Source organism: Vibrio sp. V19_P1S1T109, from assembly GCF_002241375.1.
GTDB classification, from domain to species: domain Bacteria; phylum Pseudomonadota; class Gammaproteobacteria; order Enterobacterales; family Vibrionaceae; genus Vibrio; species Vibrio anguillarum.
On the sequence record NZ_NDIM01000057.1, the window covers coordinates 1 to 20,658 of the forward strand.

The window sequence follows — 20,658 nt, forward strand, 5'->3', positions numbered from 1 at the left end:
TAAGCCCCTTCCATATCTGCAGGGGAGATGATGAGTTTCGAGACCGGTACGCCAGGTTGCTCGGCCAAAGAGGCTGCTAGGGCAACGAGTCTTTGAGTACGTCTTGGGTCATTGAGGTGAGCTTGACCAAATTGCTTTTGTGCCCAGAGGGTTGGTTCTATATAAGTCATTCTAATCATCCTTGTTATTGCTTAGATGATCAGATCATGAAACATAAAATTAGTTCAAAAAAATCCCCAAGCAGAGGCTTGGGGATTTGTGTATAAGAGACAGGCCTAAGCTTCCCTTTTTAATGCAGTGTGTGCATAAATTATCGAAAATTAAGCGATAACTTTAGCAACAACACCAGCACCTACTGTACGACCACCTTCACGGATCGCGAAACGTAGACCTTCATCCATCGCGATTGGAGCGATTAGCTCTACAACCATTTGGATGTTGTCACCTGGCATTACCATCTCTACGCCTTCTGGTAGAGAGATATCGCCTGTTACGTCCGTTGTACGGAAGTAGAACTGTGGACGGTAGCCTTTGAAGAACGGAGTATGACGGCCGCCTTCATCTTTAGACAATACATACACTTCTGACTCGAACTTAGTGTGTGGAGTGATTGAACCTGGTTTCGCTAGTACTTGACCACGTTCTACTTCATCACGCTTAGTACCACGTAGAAGTGCACCAACGTTCTCACCTGCACGACCTTCGTCAAGCAGCTTACGGAACATCTCAACACCTGTACAAGTCGTTGTGATTGTGTCTTTGATACCAATGATCGCAACTTCATCACCTACACGTAGGATACCGCGCTCGATACGGCCAGTTACTACTGTACCACGACCTTGGATTGAGAATACGTCTTCGATTGGTAGTAGGAATGCTTGGTCTACTGCACGCTCAGGCTCTGGAATGTAAGTGTCTAGCGCTTCAGCAAGTTCAATGATTTTCGCTTCCCACTGCTCTTCGCCGTTTAGTGCGCCTAGTGCAGAACCTTGGATAACTGGTAGGTCATCACCTGGGAAATCGTACTCAGATAGAAGCTCACGAACTTCCATTTCTACTAGCTCTAGAAGCTCTTCATCATCAACCATGTCACATTTGTTCATGAATACGATGATGTAAGGAATACCAACTTGGCGACCAAGTAGGATGTGCTCACGAGTTTGTGGCATTGGGCCATCTGTTGCAGCAACAACTAGGATACCGCCGTCCATTTGCGCAGCACCTGTGATCATGTTTTTAACATAGTCAGCGTGTCCTGGGCAGTCTACGTGTGCGTAGTGGCGTGCTGGTGTATCGTACTCTACGTGAGAAGTATTGATTGTAATACCGCGCTCGCGCTCTTCTGGAGCGTTATCGATAGATGCGAAGTCTTTCGCTTCACCACCGTACACTTTTGCAAGTGTAGTACAGATAGCAGCAGTTAGAGTTGTTTTACCGTGGTCAACGTGGCCGATAGTACCAACGTTTACGTGCGGTTTCGTACGTTCAAATTTTGCTTTAGACACGATCGTGTTCCTTCCTAGTTATGATTCGTCTTGAGTCACATATAGCTCAAGACGCGCCAGAAATTGCTATTTTATGCGCCAACTCTCATCAGCGCAATAGATTCGTTATTAAACAAATAACAGTTAACCACGTTCTGCAATGATTGCTTCTGCAACATTTTTTGGCACATCAGCGTACTCTGCAAACTCCATGGAGTAAGAGGCGCGACCCTGAGTGGCAGACCGTAAGTCTGTTGCATAACCAAACATTTCCGATAGAGGGACTCTAGCATGGATAATCTTAAGGCCTGCATGGCCTTCATCCATACCTTCAATCATGCCGCGACGACGGTTTAAGTCACCCACAACATCACCCATCCAATCTTCTGGAGTAGTTACTTCAACTTTCATCATTGGTTCAAGAAGAACAGGCTGCGCTTCTAAAGCACCTTTCTTGAACGCCATCGAACCAGCAATCTTAAACGCCATCTCGCTTGAGTCGACATCATGATATGAACCATCGAATAATGTCGCTTTCACATCCAGAATCGGATAACCAGCTAACACACCGTTGTTCATTTGCTCTTCGATACCTTTCGCAACCGAGCTGATGTATTCCTTAGGAATCACACCACCAACGATTTCGTCGACAAAGACAAAGCCTTCACCGAGTTCCGCAGGTTCAATCTTAAGCCAAACGTGACCATATTGACCACGACCACCAGATTGACGAACGAACTTGCCTTCTACTTCCGCTTTTCCACGGATAGTTTCGCGGTAAGCCACTTGTGGTTTACCAACGTTACAGTCCACACTGAACTCACGCTTCATGCGATCAACAATGATGTCTAGGTGAAGCTCACCCATACCAGAGATCAACGTTTGACCTGTTTCCTTATCGGTTTCGACACGGAAAGATGGGTCTTCCGCCGCCAGTTTACCTAGCGCAATACCCATTTTTTCTTGGTCAGCTTTAGAGCGAGGCTCTACCGCAATTTGAATCACTGGCTCAGGGAATTCCATGCGTTCAAGAACCACTTTGTGGTCTGGGTTACATAGCGTATCGCCTGTCGTGACATCTTTTAAGCCGATCGCAGCCGCAATATCGCCAGCACGAACTTCTTTAATCTCTTCACGTTTGTTGGCATGCATCTGTACGATACGACCAAAACGTTCTTTTTTCTGTTTCACTGAGTTGTAAACGGCATCGCCAGAGTTCACCACACCAGAGTAAACACGCATGAAAGTCAATGTCCCAACAAATGGGTCAGTGGCAATCTTAAATGCAAGTGCCGAGAAAGGTTCGTTGTCGTCAGCGTGACGTTCTACTTCGTTCTCGTTTTCATCCACGCCTTTAATGGCTGGTACATCTACCGGTGAAGGCAAATATTCAACAACCGCATCCAATACCGCTTGTACGCCTTTATTTTTAAAGGCACTACCACAAGTGGCCAATACGATTTCATTGTTAATGGTACGAGTCCGTAGCGCTTGTTTGATTTCCGCTTCTGTCAGCTCGCCGTCTTCGAGATACTTTTCCATTAACTCTTCACTAGCTTCCGCTGCCGCTTCTACTAGGTTGTTGTGCCATTCTTCGGCCAACTCAAGCATATCTTCTGGAATGTCTTCGTAAGTAAACGTCATGCCTTGATCGGCTTCATTCCAGTTGATGGCTTTCATCTTGATAAGGTCGATGACACCTTTGAACTCTTCTTCCGCACCAATATTTAATTGAATAGGAACAGGAGTCGCACCAAGACGATGTTTAATTTGGTTTACAACGCGTAAAAAGTCTGCGCCAGCACGGTCCATTTTATTAACGAACACCATGCGAGGAACACCGTATTTATCAGCTTGACGCCATACAGTTTCAGACTGGGGTTCAACACCAGATGAGCCACAGAATACAACCACTGCACCATCAAGCACACGAAGTGAACGCTCTACTTCAATTGTAAAGTCAACGTGTCCTGGGGTATCAATGATGTTTACGCGATGATCTTGGAACTGTGCTTCCATACCACGCCAGAAGGTTGTCGTAGCAGCAGAAGTGATAGTGATACCACGTTCTTGCTCCTGCTCCATCCAGTCCATGGTTGCAGCACCATCGTGAACTTCGCCGATTTTGTGAGAAAGGCCAGTGTAGAACAGAATACGCTCAGTAGTGGTTGTTTTACCTGCATCTACGTGAGCACAGATACCGATGTTGCGGTAGCGCTCAATAGGAGTTTTCCGAGCCACGATTGTATCCTCTTACTAAGGTAATCCTTAGAGTATGAAAATGTGCTGCGAGAGAACCTCGCAGCACAGAAGGTATTACCAGCGGTAATGAGCGAATGCTTTGTTCGCTTCTGCCATACGGTGAACGTCTTCACGTTTCTTAACAGCAGTACCTTTATTTTCTGACGCGTCTAGCATTTCAGCAGCTAGGCGAGCAGCCATAGATTTTTCACCACGCTTACGCGCAGCATCAACTACCCAACGCATAGCAAGTGCGTTACGGCGAACCGGACGTACTTCTACTGGCACTTGGTAAGTTGAACCACCCACGCGGCGAGATTTAACTTCGACCGCTGGACGTACGTTTTCAAGAGCTTCTTCAAATACAGCTAAGTGACCTTTGCCAGATTTCTCAGCCATAGTGTCTAGTGCAGTGTAAACAATTTTCTCTGCAGTAGATTTTTTACCGTCAACCATAAGAATGTTAACGAATTTTGCCAGCAGTTCAGACTTGAACTTTGGATCTGGAAGGATCTTACGCTGACCAATAACGCGACGACGTGGCATGGATATTCTCCGTTGTCTTTTTCAGGTTATCCAAAACTTTTCAGTTTCTTCAAAAATTAAATAATTTAGTGTTTGGCCTTACTTAACGGAAATCCATTAAGATTTAGGACGTTTCACACCGTATTTAGAACGAGCTTGTTTACGGTCGTTTACGCCTGCACAGTCAAGTGCACCACGGATTGTGTGGTAACGCACACCTGGAAGGTCTTTTACACGACCGCCACGGATAAGAACAACTGAGTGCTCTTGAAGGTTGTGACCTTCACCGCCGATGTACGAAGTCACTTCGAAGCCGTTCGTTAGACGAACACGACATACTTTACGAAGTGCTGAGTTAGGTTTTTTAGGTGTAGTAGTGTAAACACGTGTACATACACCACGTTTTTGTGGGCACGCTTCTAGTGCTGGCACGTTGCTTTTAACAACTTGCTTTACACGAGGATTGCGGACCAACTGGTTAATAGTTGCCATTAACTAGCTCCTGAATTTACTTAAAGTAAGCTTTGTGAAAAATCTAGTCCCTAGTGCACTTAGTACAAATAGGGACGCAAAATTCTATGCAGCAGTGAGAGGTGTGTCAAGAAATATACAGATCTTTTTTAACCACCATAAGTAAAGGGTGGGTAATAGAGGGGTAATAGTGATAAGAAAATCTACCAAGTGATTGATTTTTCATGGTTAGTAGTAAGTTCAACCAAACCAGAGAAATCCACTTTGGTAATTTGTACTGAGCAGAGATCCTGCACCCCACGCGCGCAGAGATCCTCAAGTAAGACATAAACCCTGTTCAGATCGTTGAGTAGTAAAAAAGAGCCCGCACTAGGGTTACTCATATAAACCGCTTCTTCAACCAAGATAATACTATCCTCAGCCAAACAATAACGCTGCGCTAAGGCCAGTTTTGCCGTGTCTTTTACAATATGCAGCATAGGTACACCTTAGAACGTTAGTACTTGATCGCACTCGTGAAGTAACTGAGCGATTTGCTGAGGCGATTTTTTTTCAACATCAATGACCCATTGAGCCGATGCTAACCCCAACTCTTCAACGCTTTGCTCACACAAATAAAGGTGTTCAATATCGTATAACTCAAGCAGTTTAAACGCACTGATGTAATCACGGCTAAGCAGTTGTTGCGGTGATTGGTTGGCGACGATTTGCGTCACGCCAAGCCCAACAAAAAAGAGCGAGATCGCATCACAATAGGCAGAGGCTGCCAGTACAGCATCCAGCCCTTCTCTTCCAGCCGAACTAGAATGAGGCGAAGAATGAAAAACAAAACCGATTTTTTTCAAAACTGTACCACTCGATCTTGAGTTAATAACGCTTCAGCTAAGCTTCCTAACCCAGTTTGTGCAAAACCTTGTGCCAAATTATGCGCAGTGAGCTGGTGTTGCTGAGCTTCATTTTCACTGATAATGCCACGACGTAACGCTGCAGCAACACAGGTTTCTAAGCGTACATGGTGTTCAGTAGACAGCTTCTGCCATGCTTTCACAAGATCAAACTCATCGTTCGCAGGCGCGGTGATCGCAGAGCCATTGAAAACACCATCTTGATAAAAAAATACTTGCTTGAGTGAATGCCCTTTTTCTAGCAATGCACAGGCAAACAGATAAGCACTACGCGCTGCCTGTGTGCCATACACTGAGCCATTGACCAATAATGTGTAACTCAATACTGGCTCCACTAACATTCATCTCCGGTCTTGCGTTGGCGAATGTAGAGATAGACAGTATGTTTAGAGATATTGAGCCGATCAGCTACGCGGTTAATCGCATCTTTGATGTCAAAAATGCCTTTGTCGTACAGCTCCATCACGATCTGACGGTTCTTGGTATTGTTAGACACTGATTTATCGGCGTTGATCTCTTCGATGGTACGCTCTACCGTCTGATCCACCAGCTCTTCTACATCACTGGCAAAGTTAACCGATGAGGCGGCTTCCTGAGCTTCCTGAGTCGGCATGAATGATTGCAGAACTTGTGAGAACGGAGCATCTAAATTGACGTTGATACAAAGTAAGCCAATAACTCGGTTATCACCATTACGAATCGCGACCGTAATCGATTTCATCAACACACCACCCTTGGCGCGAGAGAAATACGATCGTGAGAAGTTACGCTCCGATCCTTCAATATCTTTCAGCATACGCAGTGCAAGATCGGTGATCGGGGAACCCACTTGACGTCCCGTGTTTTCACCATTGGCAATTTTAATCGCCGAGGTATTGAGATCTTCCAATGAGTGCAGAACGATCTCACAAAAAGGACCAATCAGGCTGGCGATACCGTCAACCACAGCTTCATAAGATCGAAGAATGATTTTATCGTGATCACTAAATGGCATCACGTGCACGGATTCCATTTCAAGCAACATATCCGCGTTTAGAGTTTCTGTCGTTGTCACTGTTATCTAGCCTTAGAGCGAAAAATCAACAAATTGACGTAAGTTTATCAGAAAATTTTAATCGAAAACTCTGTTAAGTCACTAACAAGTGATTTAGGACAACTAATTAGTGAGTCGTTAGAGACAGAAAAGGCCTGATTCATCAGGCCTTTGAGCTGGTTACAACGGTTCAACAATGGCTGATATTATTTAGCCGCATCGCTACCGTTATCAATTTTTAGCAACTCCACTTCAAACACAAGTGTTGAGTTTGCTGGAATAGTCGGTGTGTCTTGCTCACCGTAAGCCAGTTGCGGCGGGATAACAAACTTGTATTTTGCTCCCACTTGCATCAGTTGCACACCTTCTGTCCAACCAGGAATAACCCGATTGAGTGGGAATGTCGCTGGCTCACCACGATCATACGAGCTATCAAATTGAGTACCGTCAGCCAGTGTCCCTTTGTAATGCACTTGAACAGTATCGGTCTCTTTTGGTGACTCACCTTTTGCTGGCGTCAGTACTTGGTACAGTAAACCAGATTCAGTTTTCTTTACGCCATCTTGTTTTTCAAATTCAGCGCGGAATTCATCACCAGCTTTTTCAGCAGCAGCCGCTTTTTCAGCGGCTTTCGCTTGCATGGTTTCAGAAACGCGTTTATCTAGAGCTTCTAGCGCTGCGCGTGTCTCTTCTTCACTCAACTCAGCATTGCCCGCGAAGACATGTTCAATCCCTTTTAGAACCAGATCTTTATTCAGATTGATACCAATTTCGGCTGGTTTTTCAATGCTGGTGCTGAGGTAATTTGCAAAAGAGACGCCAATCGCGTAAGCCGCTTTGTCATCTTCTGTTTTAAAGTGAACCGTTTTTCCCGCTTCCGTTTGTACTTGTTCTGCTGCAGGTGCTGCTTCAGTTTTCGGGGCTTCATCTTTCTGGCAGCCAACTGCAAGCATGACGGTTGCCGCAAGCAGTGACACTTTAAACAATGATTTCATTTATTTCTCCAATTTGTAGGCAAACCTTTTGTTATTACGCACAAATTTCGGTGAAAAACTGGTGCGCTAAACAGAGTTGTACCAATATAGCGATATGTTGATAGATTGTCTTTACACTCAAAGCGGATAATTAGACTTGATGCGAATAATTTCTCATTCAATCCTAGGTTGCATTGTCATCTTGATGTTAAATGGCTGTTTTTTCTCTAACAGCGATGTACAACGTTGGGATATAGAACCAAACGGTTCGACCAGTTTCGGTTTAAGCCGCGATGGTCGTTTTGCGCTACTCTATTCCAAACAAAGACAACTCGTTCTATGGGATCTTGAACAAAACAAAACCTTAGCCGAATTGGGACCTCAAGACCCACAAGCCAATACCGTTTCTCATATTCGACTCTCCGATAATGGCCGTTTTGCCGTGACCGCTAGCCAAATTAACTTTGCCGTATGGGACTTAGGTTGGACACAAGCTCAAGGTTTGTGGTCCATCTCCGATGGGCTGATCCGAGACATTGACATTGCCAATAACGGAAAACAAGTTCTACTCGGTTTATCCAATGGTAAAGCGATTTACGTCGATTTAGTCACTGGACGTCGACTAGAGTTCCTTGCTCATCGAGAAAAAGTGAATTCTGTCGCCCTATCGCCCAATGGCCGCTTTGCTCTGACGGGAGGTAATGATTATTTTGCCTACCTTTGGGATACGCAAAGTGGGCAAATTTTACGATCGTTTGAACATGAGCAGCGGGTGAATCGAGTAGCGCTGCAGCGAGAGGGAAAATTAGCCTTTACCTCCGATGGTGGTAATCAATCCATTATTTGGGATCTCTCCTCGGGTAAGGAACAGGCGAAATTGCGCAGTTTTTCACGACAATTGATTTTCTCTACGGCGCGTTTTTCCGATGATGGCAGGTTGCTTGTGACAGGGAATCCTTCAAGCCAAGTCGCGGTTTGGGATACTCAAAGTGGTAAAAAACAGCAAGGATTCGAAGTAGAACCGCTAAAAGATGCTCGCCCACCCACTGCGGTGGTGTATGATGCGGCCTTTGATCATCAGCAACGAATTATTACCGGAAGCTCTGCAGGTATTGCTCAAGCTTGGAAACTCGACGATTAGTTATGAACGATAAGTATATTCAGCAATTAGAACAGCGTGTTAGTGACTTGGAATGCCAACTTGCTTTCCAAGAACAAACCATTGATGAACTCAATCAAGCATTATCAACACAGCAGCTCATGCTAACGAAAATGCAAGACCAAATGAAATATGTGGCTGGTAAAGTCAAAAATATGGATGCCTCACATTTAGCGGATCCATCAGAAGAGACTCCACCACCTCACTATTGATAGTGATGATAGTGATAGTGATAAACTGATAATAATAAATCGGTTACCGCGCTATTGTGCATCACTATCGTGCGAAGTAGTACGCAATGATGCCCCCTGCAACGACGAGACAACCACCGATGCGGCGCAGTTGATGATCGGGCTGCTGGCTGAGCTCTGCCACCATCTTTCTCCAGCCATTAGGGGCGATTAACGGTCCAATACCTTCTGCAATTAACACCAGCCCCACAGCAAGCCAGATTGAATTCGACATAGTGCCTTCTCTCTTAAAGCCAATAAACGACAAAGGCTCCCTGAAGGAGCCTTTGAATAAACAACGGTCAATTATTTCGTTGTCAAACCTTTGGTGTTATTCATGTACTTGAAGAAATCACTCTTAGGATCAAGCACCAAGATATCACTCTTCTCACTAAATGATTTCTCATAGGCTTTCAGCGAACGTAAGAACCCGTAAAACTCAGGATCTTTACTGTACACATCTGAGTAAATCTTCGCTGCTTTAGCATCAGCATCACCGCGAGTTACGCGAGCCGTTTTATCCGCTTCCGCTAAGATAGTCGCCACTTCAAGTTCAGCTTGAGCACGAATGACTTCGGCTTTTTCACGACCTTGAGAACGGTGTTTACGAGCTACTGACTCACGTTCAGCACGCATACGACGATAGATAGACTCACTGATCTCATCTGGGAGGTTGATTTTCTTAATACGGAAATCAACCACTCTGACGCCTAAATCTTTCAGTGCACCTTTACGCGTATCTTCCAACACATTTTCCATCACTTGGTCACGCTGACCATCGATTTCCAATGCTTGTTTCGCAGCCTCAGTCGTGACGACTTCATCATCAGCACTTTCCGGCAAGACATCTTTATTACGTGGGCCTGAAACAATTTGTTTGATTTCACGAGAACCGATTTCAGAACGAAGAATGTCTGTCACTTTACGCTCTAACAGTGCTTGTGCCGTCAATGCATTGCCACCACCCGTTGCCAAGTAGTATTGACCAAAGTCTTCAATACGCCATTTGACATAGGTATCGATGATCACATCTTTTTTCTCTGAAGTCACGAAACGGTCAGAGCGGCCATCCATTGTTTGGATGCGCGCATCTAACGTTCTTACTCGATCAAACAGTGGCATTTTAAAATGCAAACCCGGTTCGTAGATTCGAGCAATTTCATTGTTATCTTTCAGAATACGACCGAAACGGACAACAATACCGCGCTCACCTTCAGGAATCACAAACAGCGACATCAACATCAATACCAGTGCAATCACTAATACTGGGATCATTAACTTACGCATTACTAGTATCTCCCTTGACGTGTATTGCTAGAGCGAGACGGTGTATTACCTGTATCACTGCTGGTTGGTGAATCAAGCTCTATCTGATCATAGGTTGATGATGATTTATCTTGACGTTTGGTGTCATTCTTACTGTCTTGGCCTGTAATTCGATCCAACGGTAGATAAAGCATATTGCCACTGGATTCTGAATCAATCAGCACCTTAGATGTGTTTGAATACACCTCTTCCATGGTATCTAGGTAGAGACGATTACGTGTCACGTCTGGCGCGGCTTGATACTCAGGGAGCAGTTTTTCAAACTGTGCCACTTGACCCAATGCTTCGTTAATCGTGCGTTCTGTATAACCTTGCGCTTCTTTCTTCAAACGTTCTGCTCGGCCTGTTGCTTTAGGCAGAATTTCGTTCTTATACGCTTCAGATTCACGAATGAAACGCTCTTCATCTTCTCGCGCCGCAATCGCATCATCGAACGCATCTTTCACTTGCTCTGGCGGACGAGCCGACTGGAAGTTGACATCGACAATCATTAAGCCCATATCATAGCTATCAATGATTTGATTCAAGGTCGTTTGGGTACTTTGACGAATTTGCTGACGGCCACTGGTTAAGATACTGTCCATCAAAGAATCACCAACCACGGCACGTAATGCTGAATCAGTTGCTTGGCGTAAGCTATCGTCAGCATTAGTCACACGATACAAGTACTTGTATGGATCAGACACGCGATATTGTACATCCATGCCAACAGTGACCACGTTTTCATCTTTGGTTAGCATCAAACCCGATGCACGTAGTGAGCGAATCGCTTGTACGTTAACGGCCGTCACTTCATCAACAAAGCGAGGACGCCAGTTCAAACCAGGATCAACGATGCGATCATACTTACCTAAGCGCAGCACGACGCCACGCTCAGCTTCACCAATCGTATAGAAACCAGAAAAGAACCACACCGCAACTGCGATTGCTGCAATGACTCCAAAGCCAATTGCGCTACCACCAGAGAATGAAGGGCCTTTACCGCCTTTCTTACCAAATCGTCCGCCCAGTTTCTGGCTCAGTTTATTGAAAACCTCATCCAAATCTGGCGGTCCTTGATCACGGCCACCTTTATTTTTGTCACCACGATTATTACCCCAAGGGTCATTATCGCGGCCATTGTTGCCGTTGTTATTACCGGGCTCATTCCACGCCATTAGAAAGCTCCATCATTTGATATGACGTTATACTGTAGCAGTCCTTTAAGTAACTATAAAGTCACGCAAAACTGCTTCTTCTCTTTTTTCTAGTCTAAACCAATCAACTTGCTGCATACGAATGTTAATCAACAAATTACCATCTGGATCATATTCTTCTTGTTGAATACATTTCATTTGTGAAAATGCACTACGAATGCGACCTTGGTGCAGTGGTGGAATACACAATTGATATTGAATGACTTGACTCGCTAATCGCTCTGTCAATGCTTCGAAAAGCAGATCAATACCTTGTCCATCCATGGCTGATAACCACACGGTTCTCGGTATTCCCTCATCATCTTTTTCGATGCGAGGTTGTTGGCCTTCTAGATTATCGATCTTGTTCATGACGACAAGCGTTGGCACCTCATGGGCGTCAATCTCTTCTAATACATCATGGACGGCTTTGATATTCTCACGAAAACGCTCATCACTGGCATCAACAACATGTAACAAAATGTCAGCTTCTTGAGTTTCTTGTAACGTGGCTTTAAATGCTGCAACTAAATCGTGCGGCAGATGACGAATAAATCCTACGGTGTCAGCGAGAACGGCAGTACCAACGTCCGCCAATTCGATTTTCCGCAAGGTAGGATCTAGGGTTGCAAACAGTTGATCGGCTGCATAAACCCCAGCTTCAGTAATGCGATTAAATAACGTTGATTTCCCCGCATTGGTATAACCCACTAGCGATATGGTGGGAATCTCAGCTCGATTTCGAGCTCGACGTCCTTGTTCTCGCTGCTTAGCGACTTTCTCTAAGCGGCGTAATATCGCTTTAATACGTTCACGCAATAAACGTCTGTCGGTTTCTAGCTGCGTTTCACCAGGTCCACGTAAGCCTATACCGCCTTTTTGTCGCTCAAGGTGCGTCCAACCACGAATTAATCGCGTAGAGATGTGGCGTAATTGTGCCAGCTCTACTTGCAACTTCCCTTCATGGGTTCGTGCTCGTTGGGCAAAAATATCAAGGATGAGGCCAGTACGGTCAATCACTCGACATTGGCATAGTTGTTCAAGATTACGTTCTTGGGCAGGAGAAAGGGCGTGGTTGAAGATCACCACATCCGCTTCAACAAGTTGAACCGCATGCGCTATCTCTTGGGCTTTGCCCTCACCGACATAATATTTAGGGTGTGGAGTTTGACGGCTGCCAGTAATAATTTGCAGTGTCGACACTCCAGCAGAAGAAACCAGCATTTCACACTCGCTGAGATCATCCCACTCACCCTTTTGCGTGAAGTTGATATGAACAAGTACCGCTCGCTCACCGGCTTCGTAACGGTCAAACAAGCAACCAACTCCTTTGTAAGTAAATAATACTAATCAGAGAATTACTCTTCTGATTTGTCTGATGGACGATCAGACCCAGTGCGTGGCTCAGCAGTGTGGTGGCTCACTGCACGTGCAGGAACAACCGTTGAAATCGCATGCTTATACACCATTTGATTGACTGTGTTTTTCAGTAAGATCACAAATTGATCAAAGGATTCAATCTGACCTTGAAGCTTAATTCCGTTCACAAGGTAGATGGATACTGGAATGCGCTCACGACGTAGTGCATTTAAGAATGGGTCTTGTAGAGATTGCCCCTTAGCCATTTTATTTTCCTTATTTGTATTTTGTTGTAGTTATTTAGCTAGTGGTGCACTGCATTATTGGTGCGGCCTTTGCATCTGAGCTAAATGAATAAAAACCCCGTTGCTACTTGTTATGACGGCGATAATGCCAAATATCAAGTAACGGATCCTTTACAGGGTACATCACGCAAAAGCGATCACATTATACACAGCTAACTCCATCAGATGCTATGGCATTTGAGAGAGTTTCTACTGCATGATCAATGTTTTCGCTATCTAACCAAGTTAAATCATCCCAGCTGCGTAACCAGGTGATCTGACGCTTGGCCAATTGACGGGTTGCACAGATTCCACGATATACCGCTTCCTCTAACGTACAATTCCCATCCAAATAGTCCCACATCTGTCGATAACCAACACAGCGAATCGATGGCAAATCCGGATGAAGATCGTTTCGAGCATAAAGTGCTTTCATTTCTTCTTCAAATCCAGCTTCGATCATCTTTTCAAACCTGAGTTCGATTCGACGGTGGAGCTCAGCCCTTTCCTTGGGAGCTATAGCAAACTGTTTAACTCGAAATGGCAGGCTTTCACCTTTCGTTTGAGTTAACTCTGTAAGAGTTTTACCTGAAATTCGGTAAACTTCCAATGCTCGTGACAATCTTTGTGGATCATTAGGATGAATTCTTGCCGCCGAAACCGGATCAATCGTTTGTAATTGATCGTGTAACTGACCCCAACCATGCTCCAAAGCCTCTTGCTCAATTTGTTGCCGTATCTCAGGGTTAGCCGCAGGAAGTGGTGAAAGCCCTTCAAGTAGAGCCTTGTAATACAACATAGTTCCCCCAACGAGCAAAGGAATTTTACCTTGCGCGGTAATATCATGCATTGCAAGTAATGCATCGCGACGAAAATCCGCCGCCGAATAGGCTTCACTTGGATCCAAAATATCGATCAGACGATGAGGTGCGAGTGCCAGTTCATGTGCATTAGGTTTGGCGGTGCCAATATCCATGCCTTTGTAGATCAGCGCCGAGTCGACACTGATGATTTCCACTGGGTATTTTTGGCGCAAACGAATCGCCAAATCTGTTTTACCTGATGCGGTCGGGCCCATTAAAAACAGAGCCAATGGTTGTGTTTGATTCATCATTCTTTTAATTCGTTATGCCAACAAGGCCGCTATGGTGGTAGAAAAATCAACGGGGCGGACAAAACTCGCATCATGAAGAGGAAGCTGCCCTTGCCAAAGCTGTTCAAGTTCCGAAATCATTTGGATGGCTTCAGACAAAGTGTAGTCACTTTTCACCACAGTGATGTGTTCAGCCAGCCAATCGGCAACAAGATCCACCGTAATAGGTTCATCATCAGCCGTAAAATTAGCGGACACGTAAGATAGCAGATCTGGGATTAAGTTTTGCAGGTTTTGTTGCCTCAACGGTTGAGGTACGCCCATCACCATGATGCTTGAACCATGACGTTCTTTAAGCTCAATCCCTAGCGTATTCAACATCGGCTGGCAATGCGCTAACGCTTGATGTTCTTGTGCTGAGAGCTTTATGGAGAGCGGCACGAGTAAGGGTTGGCTTTTCAAGCCGCCTTGTTCGGTATGCAACTGGCCGCGAGTTTTCAGCCATGCTCCTTTGATAAGAGAAAGCAATACGACGCCCTGTTTGGACCCCATTAACAGGTACTGCCCTTTGATTACCGCAATAGCTTTACCCAACTGTTCGAGCTGCAGCATTTCACCTTGATCTTGATGTGCGATAGGAGAAAGTTCGGCTGCTGAAGCTGGCGGTTGAGTTGCCATCAGCTCTTGATAGAGTTTCACTTCCCCGCTCAAAGGTGAGCCCGTTGGCTGGCGCTCAGCTTTCGCCCGAGAAGAAGATGGAGAGCCGTTTTGCTGCCAATGGCTACGCTTTGGCGTTTCAGCTATGCCGTGCGCGGTTGTACTTTCTCGCTCAGCTTTTCGTGGATAAGCGGGAGTGTTGTCAATCGCTTGCCACACTTGCTCTGGAACGGTGTTATGCCCCTCAGTTTCTTGGCACACACTATCAATTGCAGTGTCATTCTCAATGCGATCCACAGTCTCCGCATCGGGCTGATGAAAAGCCGATGGTTTGAGCTGCGGCTTCTCAATGTGCTTGCTTTCAGCCAGTGCACTACTGAGTGCTTGATAGATAAAATCATGCACTAATCGCGCTTGATGGAAACGCACCTCGTGTTTCGCGGGATGGACATTCACATCCACTTGATGGGGATCGAGCTCAATGAAGAGTACATAAGTGGCGAACTGATCGCCTCTCAGGCTGGTTTCATAACTTTGCCGGATAGCATGATTAATCAGCTTGTCACGCATCATCCGCCCATTAACGTAGCAGTATTGCAAATCACTCTGCTGGCGCGCGCCTTCTGGAGTCGTTATCCAACCATGCAAGCGAAGCCCTTGATGTTCCAACTCAATGTTCAGCATATGGCGAACAAAAGCGTTGCCACACACAGCCGCGATTCTTTTTTCCTCTTGAGCGGCCGTTTTAGCCGCTCGATATTGACGTACCATCTTGCCGTTATGGCGCACATTGATGGTGACATCAAACCGACTCAAAGCAATGCGTTTTAGTAGCTCATCAATGTGAGTAAATTCTGTTTTCTCTGTGCGTAAAAATTTGCGCCGAGCGGGCGTATTAAAGAACAGATCGAGAACTTCGACAGACGTTCCAATCGGGTGTGCGGTTGGCTGCAACTTAACCGCCATATCTCGACCTTCACTGTATGCTGCCCAAGCTTGTTCTTGCGTGGCTGGACGAGACGTCAATGTAAGCCGAGAGACTGAGCTAATACTCGCGAGCGCTTCTCCACGAAAACCTAGGCTGACGATCGCCTCTAAATCATCTAAGGTGTGAATTTTAGAAGTTGCATGGCGGCTTAAAGCGAGCGCCAATTCCTCTTTTACTATCCCTTGCCCGTTATCGCGCACACGAATAAGCTTCGTACCTCCCTTTTCGATATCGATATCGATACGAGAGGCGCCCGAATCCAAGCTATTCTCCACCAGCTCTTTAACGACAGAAGCCGGCCTTTCAACCACTTCACCTGCGGCAATTTGGTTAGCAAGACGTGCGGGTAGAATCTTAATCGTCATACTCATTACTACTTATTGGGAATGATCAACACTTGCCCTATGGCGAGCTGATCAGACCGAAGTTGGTTTACTTGGCGAATACTATTCAGACTCACTTGATATTGGCTGGCAATTTTGCTCAAAAACTCGCCTTTTTCAACTTTATGCTTACGCAGCGGCTTATCCTTCAAACTCACCGTTATCTTCAGTTTCTGCCCCAGCGTTAAGGTGTCTGAACGCAAGTTATTCTCGCGTTTAATCGCATCCACACTCACTTTATACGTGCTCGCTATCTTGCCCAAATACTCGCCAGATTTCACCACATGCGTAACAATTTCCGTTTCTACTGGGTTGCTGACTACAGGAACGCGAATCGGAGCTGACGTGGCCGGAATCGTTAAGATTTGACCAATCGACAAATTGGCATTTTTTAGTTTGTTGGTTGCGATTAATGCTTGAGTCGAGGTGCCATATTTATTAGCGATAACCGAGAGTGATTCACCACGCTGCACTTTGTGCTTTTGCGTCTTACCACGATTAGCAAACAGAGTGCCCTCGGGTGGGTTTTCTTCAAAATACTTGACGATGGCGGTTGCCAATGCGCGAGCCAATTTATCTTGATGCGAGCGCTGAAATAGCAATTGTTCCTCGGTAGGGTTAGAAATAAAACCCGTTTCAACCAACACCGAAGGAATATCGGGCGACTTAAGTACTGCCAAACTTGCGTTGACTGGCTCTGCTTTATGTAAGTGGGCTACTTTTCCCATTTCGCCTAGCAGATGAGTTGCCACCTTGTAACCCTCTTTTTGTGAGTGACTAAATTGTAAGTCCAGCAAGGTTTGGCTAACGTTTCGATCGCTATTGTTTTTTGCCAGCACTTCACCAGCCCCACCTAACAGTTCTGATTGCTGTTCGTGGTTCTCAACCCAGCGAGCTATTTCCGTATTCGCACGCTTGGTATTTAACACAAACACCGAGCCCCCCCTAGGTTGCGGGGTATGAAACGCATCGGCGTGAATGGAGACAAGTAGGTGTGACTTATTACGACGCGCAATTTCAGAACGTTTATTGAGATTGACAAAGTAATCGCCACTGCGTGTCATGACCGCCTTCATTCCTGGAACGGCGTTAATTTGATCTGCGATCTTCTTGGAGATACTTAAGGTGGCATTTTTTTCATATTTTTTGGTCGGGCCAATCGAACCGGGATCTTCTCCACCATGACCCGCATCAATAGCGACCACGATATCCTCTGTCCCTAATAACTGCGAAGCATCGCGACTGACTTTAGTTTGGCTGGCTGGTTTTACTGTCGCCTTGTCACTATCCAAATTGTGCGGTAAATCAACCACCAAGCGATGCCCATACTGACCACCCGGCGTTGGCGCAAGTTTAAATGGCTGAGGGTTCACTTTGCGCTGTAACTCAAACACCAAGCGATACGTCCCTTTCTCTGGAGGCGAGCTATTACGAATTTGCTTGAGAACAGGACTATCCGTGACTTTAAGCGGCAATTTTGTATTAAGCGTGGTGTTTTTTAAATCAACCACCAAACGCTCGGGGCTGCTTAAAGTGAAATAGCTATAATCCGCTTCAGTTTTGAGATCGATAACCACTCGAGTTTCATCTGGAGAAGGCCAAACGCGCACGCCTTCTAATGCATTCGCGTGCGTCGTCGAAGTAAATAAAACACAGCCCCAAACCGCAAGCGATAGAGTTATCGTTCGTAACAAATGGATGATGTTCAACATAACTCCAACTGACTCAGCAATGAGGATCCATAGGGGCTGTTTGCACTCAGAAAAGCTTGCCTTTGTTCGCCATCGTAGCGTAGCTCAACATCAATATCTGCGGTTGGAAGTAGACCGCTGCCTTTTTCTGGCCACTCAACAAGGCAGATCGCATCCGGTGTGAAATAGTCACGAATACCCATAAATTCCAACTCTTCCGGATCGGCCAAGCGATAAAGATCAAAATGGTATACTTGCCAATCGGCTAGTTGATAAGGTTCAACTAAGGTATAAGTCGGGCTCTTGACGTTGCCAACATGGCCTAATGCGCGGATGAAGCCACGGCTGAAGGTTGTTTTTCCAGCACCGAGATCACCATGCAAATAAAGCGTGGTTTGCGCAGAGCATCGCTTAGCCAAAGCTGCGCCTAATTTTACCGTTTGCTGTTCGTCTTTTAAGGTAAAGATCTTAGTACTCATGAATTACCGCTCTCAAGTGTCGAAAATTGACTATATAAAAATCAAAAGAACTCGAATAGTAAACTGGGTTGGAATTGAGAGACAAGCTCTCTTCTGTAAGTAAAAGGAAAAAACTCGCTTTTTATGTCAGTTTAATCCACATCACAGACGATCATTTCCTAGATCCTCAATAAAGGATCCGTTAAGATCCTCGCCCCTTTTTGCAACGAGCTCATCGATAATGGACTACCAAGTACTGGCAGACAAAATTAAAATCTGGGCACGTGAACTTGGCTTCGAAAAGGTCGGGATCTGCGATATCGATCTCAGTGAGCACGAAGAGCCTTTGCAGAAATGGTTGGATGCTGGATTTCACGGTGAAATGGACTGGATGGCGCGCCATGGAATGATGCGAGCTAGGCCACATGAACTCCTTCCCGGCACCGTCCGTGTGATCAGCGCACGCATGAATTACTTACCCCCAGATGCTCGGTTTGCCAGTGATTTGAATAATCCTAATTACGCTTATATCAGCCGCTACGCTCTGGGGCGTGACTACCATAAACTGGTACGCAACCAGCTCAAAAAACTCGGCGAAAAGATTGAACAAGAAGTGGGGGCACTCGGTTATCGCCCTTTTGTGGACTCCGCCCCAATACTAGAGCGGCCTTTAGCACAAAAAGCTGGACTTGGTTGGACTGGCAAGCATTCACTTATCCTTGATAAAGAGAGTGGTTCTTGGTTTTTTCTTGGTGAACTACTGATTGATTTGCCGCTGCCAGTCGATACACCAAGCAGTAATCAATGTGGCAAATGCACTGCCTGCATCACCTCATGCCCTACACAAGCCATCGTGGAAGACGGTGTTGTTGATGCTCGCCGATGCATCTCTTACCTCACCATAGAATATGATGGCGTAATTGCTGAAGAGTTTCGCAAGGCAATGGGTAACCGCATTTACGGCTGTGATGATTGCCAGTTGGTCTGCCCTTGGAATCGCTTTTCCGACCTCACTCAACAAAATGATTTTCATCGCCGTCAAGCACTGGATGAACCAGACTTAGTTGAACTGTTTGCTTGGGATGAGGCCACCTTCTTACGTTATATGGAAGGTTCGGCTATTCGCCGAATTGGCCACCAGCAATGGTTGCGTAATCTTTCCATCGCTTTAGGAAACGCGCCATATTCACAACGCATTATCGCAGCGCTAAACACGAGGTTAGGCTTGTCTGATTTATTAGACGAACATATACATTGGGCGCTAGTAGAACAAAAACGAAAATCATCGGAGCCAGCGAGTGCATGCTCTAGCAATAAGAAGCAGCAGCGCTTAATTCGAATTGTCGAGAAAGGGTTACCGCGTGATGCGTAAAAAATGAGGTAATTGCATAACTAATGAACACAGACTTTGATATGTATCTCAAAATACCAATTTGTGGACAAAATTTTAAACACGACACTGTTTTCTATAATTAAGAAAAGTTAGCCACATCAGCAATTAATGACAAGGATCAAAGATCTTGATATTAATGATCATACAGTTAGTTGACCTAATGGTGACAAAACAACAAAAATCAATTTAAAAACAATTAGTTACACAGAAAGATGGCAAGATTAGAGAACAGAGCCGCATTAAAAGATCTTTCACTGACGCTTACCAGCACTTCACTAAAAACACGTTATACACCAACTTATCCACAATTAATTTTTGTGGATAACTCTGTTAATGAATAAGAATAAATAGCGACGAAAAGCCAGATTCTACAGAGACTAACCTGTGTATTGAAATTCAGCACGTAAGTTATCAAGACGGCAATAAATCCGCTTAGAACTGCAGATTATTTTTATTTTAGGGAGTTATGCTTCACAGCATTAAAGAAAGAGCATAAACCAAATACTGGTTTGAGTTCAGAGAATACTCTGAAAGAAGCTGGAGCGACACATAACCGTTACCTCAATCTTGGCAAGGTTGCGCTCTACCAACTGAGCTAGTGTCGCAATGATTAATCGTATTCACGCTTAATCTAAATTTGGTTGCGGGGGCTGGATTTGAACCAACGACCTTCGGGTTATGAGCCCGACGAGCTACCAAGCTGCTCCACCCCGCGTCCGTATTGTGTCACCGTTAAGTACGATGAAAACTTACACTCTCTAACAAGAGAATTTGTAGCGACACACGAGGTTCACTTTCTTTAAACAAAGAGGCGTGACCTCAACCTTAA

22 protein-coding genes and 2 tRNA genes are annotated in these 20,658 nt (G+C 45.3%); 3 read left to right on the forward strand and 21 right to left on the reverse strand.

The genetic code is table 11. The annotated features are described in order from the left end of the window. From B9J87_RS02750 to fkpA, 10 genes are all read right to left on the reverse strand, one after another. Window positions 1-161 (reverse strand): IS4/Tn5 family transposase DNA-binding protein (locus tag B9J87_RS02750; protein ID WP_217898076.1); only part of this gene is annotated, 161 nt, incomplete at its 3' end. Between the two features lie 159 nt (window positions 162-320). Then, a complete protein-coding gene (gene tuf, locus B9J87_RS02755) occupies window positions 321-1,505 on the reverse strand; it encodes an elongation factor Tu (RefSeq protein ID WP_013857920.1) in 1,185 nt (394 codons plus the stop codon). 123 nt (window positions 1,506-1,628) lie between these two features. Continuing rightward, complete coding sequence (gene fusA / locus B9J87_RS02760; RefSeq protein ID WP_010318928.1) at window positions 1,629-3,725, reverse strand: elongation factor G; 2,097 nt, start codon at window positions 3,723-3,725, stop codon at window positions 1,629-1,631. 75 nt (window positions 3,726-3,800) lie between these two features. After that, window positions 3,801-4,271, reverse strand: a complete 471-nt coding sequence (rpsG, locus tag B9J87_RS02765) for a 30S ribosomal protein S7 (protein ID WP_013857921.1) — start codon at window positions 4,269-4,271, stop codon at window positions 3,801-3,803. A gap of 96 nt (window positions 4,272-4,367) precedes the next feature. Next, window positions 4,368-4,742, reverse strand: a complete 375-nt coding sequence (rpsL, locus tag B9J87_RS02770; RefSeq protein ID WP_010318930.1) for a 30S ribosomal protein S12 — start codon at window positions 4,740-4,742, stop codon at window positions 4,368-4,370. Window positions 4,743-4,924: 182 nt separating this feature from the next. Next, a complete protein-coding gene (tusB, locus tag B9J87_RS02775) occupies window positions 4,925-5,200 on the reverse strand; it encodes a sulfurtransferase complex subunit TusB (protein WP_010318931.1) in 276 nt (91 codons plus the stop codon). 9 nt (window positions 5,201-5,209) lie between these two features. Further along, window positions 5,210-5,566 carry a sulfurtransferase complex subunit TusC gene (gene tusC / locus B9J87_RS02780; protein WP_013857923.1) on the reverse strand — a complete coding sequence of 119 codons (357 nt, stop codon included), beginning with the start codon at window positions 5,564-5,566 and terminating at the stop codon, window positions 5,210-5,212. Further along, window positions 5,563-5,967: a sulfurtransferase complex subunit TusD gene (gene tusD / locus B9J87_RS02785; RefSeq protein ID WP_010318933.1), complete on the reverse strand. Its 405-nt coding sequence runs from the start codon at window positions 5,965-5,967 to the stop codon at window positions 5,563-5,565. The genes tusC and tusD overlap by 4 nt, the downstream gene beginning before the upstream one ends. After that, window positions 5,961-6,680 (reverse strand): helix-turn-helix transcriptional regulator, encoded by a 720-nt coding sequence (locus tag B9J87_RS02790; RefSeq protein ID WP_013857924.1) that lies wholly within the window; start codon window positions 6,678-6,680, stop codon window positions 5,961-5,963. Before B9J87_RS02790 ends, tusD begins: the two co-directional genes overlap by 7 nt. 185 nt (window positions 6,681-6,865) lie before the next feature. After that, window positions 6,866-7,654 carry an FKBP-type peptidyl-prolyl cis-trans isomerase gene (fkpA, locus tag B9J87_RS02795; protein WP_010318935.1) on the reverse strand — a complete coding sequence of 263 codons (789 nt, stop codon included), beginning with the start codon at window positions 7,652-7,654 and terminating at the stop codon, window positions 6,866-6,868. 139 nt (window positions 7,655-7,793) lie between these two features. Between fkpA and B9J87_RS02800 the strand changes: the two genes are divergently transcribed. Together B9J87_RS02800 and B9J87_RS02805 are read left to right on the forward strand one after the other, a co-directional pair. Then, window positions 7,794-8,774 carry a WD40 repeat domain-containing protein gene (locus B9J87_RS02800; protein WP_026027456.1) on the forward strand — a complete coding sequence of 327 codons (981 nt, stop codon included), beginning with the start codon at window positions 7,794-7,796 and terminating at the stop codon, window positions 8,772-8,774. A 2-nt stretch (window positions 8,775-8,776) separates the two neighbouring features. Beyond that, entirely contained in the window at window positions 8,777-9,004 is a 228-nt protein-coding gene (locus B9J87_RS02805; protein ID WP_010318937.1) for a SlyX family protein, read from the forward strand. 64 nt (window positions 9,005-9,068) lie between these two features. Here B9J87_RS02805 and B9J87_RS02810 read toward each other — a convergent pair whose 3' ends face one another. The 9 genes from B9J87_RS02810 to tsaE all read right to left on the reverse strand — a co-directional run bounded on the left by B9J87_RS02810 (window position 9,069) and on the right by tsaE (window position 18,457). Continuing rightward, window positions 9,069-9,257: a DUF2065 domain-containing protein gene (locus tag B9J87_RS02810; RefSeq protein ID WP_017043313.1), complete on the reverse strand. Its 189-nt coding sequence runs from the start codon at window positions 9,255-9,257 to the stop codon at window positions 9,069-9,071. Window positions 9,258-9,328: 71 nt separating this feature from the next. Continuing rightward, on the reverse strand, window positions 9,329-10,309 hold the full coding sequence (gene hflC / locus B9J87_RS02815; protein ID WP_013857929.1) for a protease modulator HflC: 981 nt from the start codon (window positions 10,307-10,309) through the stop codon (window positions 9,329-9,331). 2 nt (window positions 10,310-10,311) lie between these two features. Continuing rightward, window positions 10,312-11,505, reverse strand: a complete 1,194-nt coding sequence (gene hflK, locus B9J87_RS02820) for an FtsH protease activity modulator HflK (RefSeq protein ID WP_013857930.1) — start codon at window positions 11,503-11,505, stop codon at window positions 10,312-10,314. Between the two features lie 45 nt (window positions 11,506-11,550). Next, window positions 11,551-12,840 carry a ribosome rescue GTPase HflX gene (hflX, locus tag B9J87_RS02825; RefSeq protein WP_010318941.1) on the reverse strand — a complete coding sequence of 430 codons (1,290 nt, stop codon included), beginning with the start codon at window positions 12,838-12,840 and terminating at the stop codon, window positions 11,551-11,553. Window positions 12,841-12,881: 41 nt separating this feature from the next. Next, on the reverse strand, window positions 12,882-13,148 hold the full coding sequence (hfq, locus tag B9J87_RS02830; protein ID WP_013857931.1) for an RNA chaperone Hfq: 267 nt from the start codon (window positions 13,146-13,148) through the stop codon (window positions 12,882-12,884). A 181-nt stretch (window positions 13,149-13,329) separates the two neighbouring features. Further along, window positions 13,330-14,277, reverse strand: a complete 948-nt coding sequence (gene miaA, locus B9J87_RS02835) for a tRNA (adenosine(37)-N6)-dimethylallyltransferase MiaA (RefSeq protein WP_026028407.1) — start codon at window positions 14,275-14,277, stop codon at window positions 13,330-13,332. 15 nt (window positions 14,278-14,292) lie between these two features. Continuing rightward, window positions 14,293-16,275, reverse strand: a complete 1,983-nt coding sequence (gene mutL / locus B9J87_RS02840; protein ID WP_094149316.1) for a DNA mismatch repair endonuclease MutL — start codon at window positions 16,273-16,275, stop codon at window positions 14,293-14,295. A gap of 2 nt (window positions 16,276-16,277) precedes the next feature. Beyond that, window positions 16,278-17,999, reverse strand: a complete 1,722-nt coding sequence (locus B9J87_RS02845) for an N-acetylmuramoyl-L-alanine amidase (RefSeq protein ID WP_094149317.1) — start codon at window positions 17,997-17,999, stop codon at window positions 16,278-16,280. Beyond that, window positions 17,993-18,457 carry a tRNA (adenosine(37)-N6)-threonylcarbamoyltransferase complex ATPase subunit type 1 TsaE gene (gene tsaE / locus B9J87_RS02850; protein ID WP_010318946.1) on the reverse strand — a complete coding sequence of 155 codons (465 nt, stop codon included), beginning with the start codon at window positions 18,455-18,457 and terminating at the stop codon, window positions 17,993-17,995. The genes B9J87_RS02845 and tsaE overlap by 7 nt, the downstream gene beginning before the upstream one ends. Before the next feature lie 220 nt (window positions 18,458-18,677). On the opposite strand from tsaE, the gene queG reads away from it, so the two are divergent. Further along, entirely contained in the window at window positions 18,678-19,808 is a 1,131-nt protein-coding gene (gene queG / locus B9J87_RS02855; RefSeq protein WP_064624229.1) for a tRNA epoxyqueuosine(34) reductase QueG, read from the forward strand. Between the two features lie 559 nt (window positions 19,809-20,367). On the opposite strand, the gene B9J87_RS02860 is transcribed toward queG, so the two are convergent. Together B9J87_RS02860 and B9J87_RS02865 are read right to left on the reverse strand one after the other, a co-directional pair. Next, window positions 20,368-20,434: transfer RNA gene (locus B9J87_RS02860), tRNA-Gly, on the reverse strand. 33 nt (window positions 20,435-20,467) lie between these two features. Beyond that, window positions 20,468-20,544 (reverse strand) — tRNA-Met (locus B9J87_RS02865). Between the last annotated feature and the right edge of the window lie 114 nt (window positions 20,545-20,658).